The organism is Coprobacter sp. (assembly GCF_982436375.1).
In genome coordinates, this window is record NZ_CEWDCG010000256.1 from 1 (window position 1) to 3,570 (window position 3,570).

The 3,570-nt window shown below is 37.8% G+C and carries 3 protein-coding genes; 1 reads left to right on the forward strand and 2 read right to left on the reverse strand.

The features are described 5' to 3' along the window. On the reverse strand, nt 1-1,073 hold a 1,073-nt coding region (locus AC1WHX_RS11260), incomplete at its 3' end, for an AI-2E family transporter (RefSeq protein WP_481229376.1). Between the two features lie 54 nt (nt 1,074-1,127). Next, nucleotides 1,128-1,712 (reverse strand): thymidine kinase, encoded by a 585-nt coding sequence (locus AC1WHX_RS11265; RefSeq protein WP_009319522.1) that lies wholly within the window; start codon nt 1,710-1,712, stop codon nt 1,128-1,130. Nucleotides 1,713-1,883: 171 nt separating this feature from the next. Between AC1WHX_RS11265 and dacB the strand changes: the two genes are divergently transcribed. Beyond that, the gene (gene dacB, locus AC1WHX_RS11270; protein ID WP_302545434.1) at nt 1,884-3,344 is read left to right on the forward strand and encodes a D-alanyl-D-alanine carboxypeptidase/D-alanyl-D-alanine endopeptidase; all 1,461 of its coding nucleotides are present in this window, start codon (nt 1,884-1,886) and stop codon (nt 3,342-3,344) included. Nucleotides 3,345-3,570: the final 226 nt, after the last annotated feature.

Sequence of the window (3,570 nt, forward strand, 5' to 3'; positions counted from 1 at the left end):
TCTTTTAAGATGTATTTTTGATAATAAGCCAACACGAGCGATGTGAGAGGAAGTGCTATAATCATGCCGATAACACCGAGCAGAGTTCCCCATATCGATAGAGATAGAAGTATAATTGCCGGATTTAATCCTGTGACATGTCCCATGATGCGAGGGACGAGAATTATATCTTGAATTAACTGTACTATGATGAAAACAGCCATGCATGCTGCGAACAAAAGCCAAAAGTTTTGTCCCGATTCAGAGGCTTTTATCAGACATAACAAAACTGTCGGAATAACTCCGATGATTTGCAGGTAAGGCACCATATTTAGTAGTCCGATAAATAATCCCAATACGATAGCAAGGGGTAGTCCGACGATAAGAAATCCGATACTGAAAAGAATGCCGACTAAAAAGGCAACGAGAGACTGACCTCTGAAATACCGGTTCATGCTTACTTGCACGTCGGTGAGTATTCCTAATACTGTTCTGCGGTAACGGCGAGGAATGAGACCTCGAAAGCCGATGATGATCTTTTCATAATCGAGTAGGATAAAAAACAGATACAACAATACTATAAACCAACTTACAATGGTGATAATTTGGTTTACCGATCCGGTAAGAAAAGACCAGGCTTGAGTAACAGTTGTTTCGATCAATTTTTTCCAGTCTTCTTTATTCATCATTTGTGCGATCTGTTCGAAATCGATTTTTTCCCGGATATAATCGTGCCAACTTTCAGGAAGAAAAGGTATCGTATTATCCGTTGATATATAATTATGAATGAGAATTTTCATTTTATCCATCTCTTCTATAATAGATGGTATGAAAATCCATCCGAGCAATCCGAAAAAAAGAACGACCGACAATAAAGTTGCCGAGATCGCAACTACTCGGTTCTTGATGCGGCATTTATTATGAAAAAATTCTACAATCGGATGCATGAGGTAGGCCAGTAGCCATGCAACGAGAAATGGTAGAAGTGCACCTTTCAGCAAATTTATCAGATAGAACGTTCCGACAAGAATTGCTATACTGAATATGATTCGGGTAACCCGGTCAAAAGTGTAAGGACGGCGTGAAAGATACATGATTGCTCGATTTTAATTATACTTGATAATGAATTGATATAACGGGTGTGAAATCTATTCTTGCGATGCATGTTTTTTATTATAGCACGTACGGCAAAGTGGCTGATATTCTCCTTTTTCACCCAATAAAACTCTTTTATCATTGTCTATAAGTCGGTGGGAATAATTAGCTAAATGACCGCATTCTACACAGATGGCATGAACTTTGGTCACTTCATCGGCAATTGATAACAAATAGGGCATAGGCCCGAAAGGTACTTTTTTAAAATCCATATCTAATCCCGCTACGATAACCCGTGTTCCTTGATCGGCAAGCTGGTTGCAGATATCGACGATGCCCTGATCGAAAAATTGAGCTTCATCGATACCTACGACATCTACACCGCTTGATAGTAATAGTATGCTTGCAGAACTGTCTACCGGAGTCGATTGTATGGAATTGCTGTCATGAGACACGATCTCTTCTTCCGAGTAGCGTATATCGATGGACGGCTTGAAGATTTCGACTTTTTGTCGAGCTATTTTTGCACGTTTGAGCCGTCTTATCAATTCTTCGGTTTTTCCTGAAAACATCGATCCGCAAATTACTTCTATGCGGCCGCGTTTATGGGTTTCATAGTTTTCTTCAGAAAATAACATTTCGATTCTCTTATATTAAATAGTTCAAGAAGTTTTATATCTTGAAACAAATGTACGATACTTTTTTATTTTTTTGAACTATCCATTTCGATTTTGAGATATAAAATCGGAGTAAGATTGTATATTCTTTGAAAATCGGTTATTTTTGTTTTGAAAATCAGACATTTTAATATGAGTGCGATTATAAAACTAAAATATATTATTGTTTTCCTGTGGTCGGGATTGTTCTATTTTTCTTATGCCGGGATGGGTATATCTCGTTTTGTATCTTTGCCTGAATTGCGTTCTGCATCGGTAGGTTTTTGTATTATGGATATTGAAACGGGAGAAATAGTATCATCTTATGACTCTCAACGGTTACTTCTTCCGGCTTCGGCATTGAAGTTACTGACATCGGCAACAGTTCTCGGAATATATGGGGGAGAACATCGTTTTTATACTGATGTACAATATTCGGGGTATATCGGAAAAGACGGTGTGCTTTATGGTGATTTATATATTCAGGGGTGCGGAGACCCTACATTAGGTTCGGAATATGGTACACGTCGGGTTTTTGATTTCCGGAATCGTTTGTTGAAAGAGCTTGAAAATGCAGGTATTCATCGTATAGAAGGGTGCATTATTGCCGATGACAGCCGGTTCGACACAGAAGGAGTTTCGCCGAAATGGCTATGGGAAGATGTCGGGAATTATTTTGCGGCAGGTTGCTATGGCATTAATTACAGAGATAATACTTATCGTCTGATATTGCGTTCGGGGGCAAAAGGCTCGACGCCTGTTATTATCGGAGTAGAACCGGAAATATCCGGATTAAGTTTTTCTAATCATCTTGTTTCGAGCAGTAATGCGATTGATAGTGCCTATATATATGGAGCTCCTTTTTCTTTACGAAGGTATATTTATGGGAGTATTCCTGAAAAACAGGATCGTTTTGTCATAAAAGGAGATTTACCTGATCCTGCTTTGTTTTTTGCTAATGAAATGGCGTCTTTTTTAAAAGCTTCCCGAATCAAAGTAACAGGTACACCTGTAACGATGCGTATATTGAATGAAAATAACAAAACAAAACCTTTATCCGATAGGTCTATGCTGTTTCGTTATTCTTCAGACCGTTTATCTGATATTATCCGTATTGTAAATCATAACAGTAATAATTTGTATGCCGAAGCTTTATTGCGTTGGATCGCTTTGTCTCGTTATCCGGAAGCATCGGTATCGAAAGGTATCGAGGTATTGAAACATTTTTGGAAAGAGAAAGGAGTGTTTGGGGATGATCTTGTTATGTATGACGGTAGCGGTTTGTCTCCGGTAAACCGTATCTCTGCCGAAATGTTATGTCGGGTACTCGATTTTATGGCTTCCGATAAAAATTTGCAGACAATATTTTATTCTTCGTTACCGTGTCCGGGAGTAAGTGGTACGGTACGTTCGTTTTTGAAAAATTCGTCTCTTTCGAAAAGAATGCGATTGAAAAGCGGCAGTATGGCACATGTGCAAAGTTATGCCGGATATTATGATTCAGGGAATAAAAGATATGCTGTGGCTATTATTGTAAATAACTTTTCCGGCTCTCGTTCTTATTTGCGTCGTGTGTTAGAACAGATGTTCGAGGACGAATTAAAATCATTATAACTTTGTTGTTTTTTGAAATAAACCGATTTAAATTTTGTTTGGTCTGATTTGAGCGTTTTTTTGAGGATGTTCTTTTGTTTTTATGAGGATGATAGTAGCTTATCTGACGAATAAGAGCGAAAAAGTAGACTGAGAAAGTTTCAAAGTTGAACTGATAAGATTTCTGTATTGGAAAATCTGAATAGCTTTTCAGAATACAAATAAAATAATAGATGTTTTATTATAT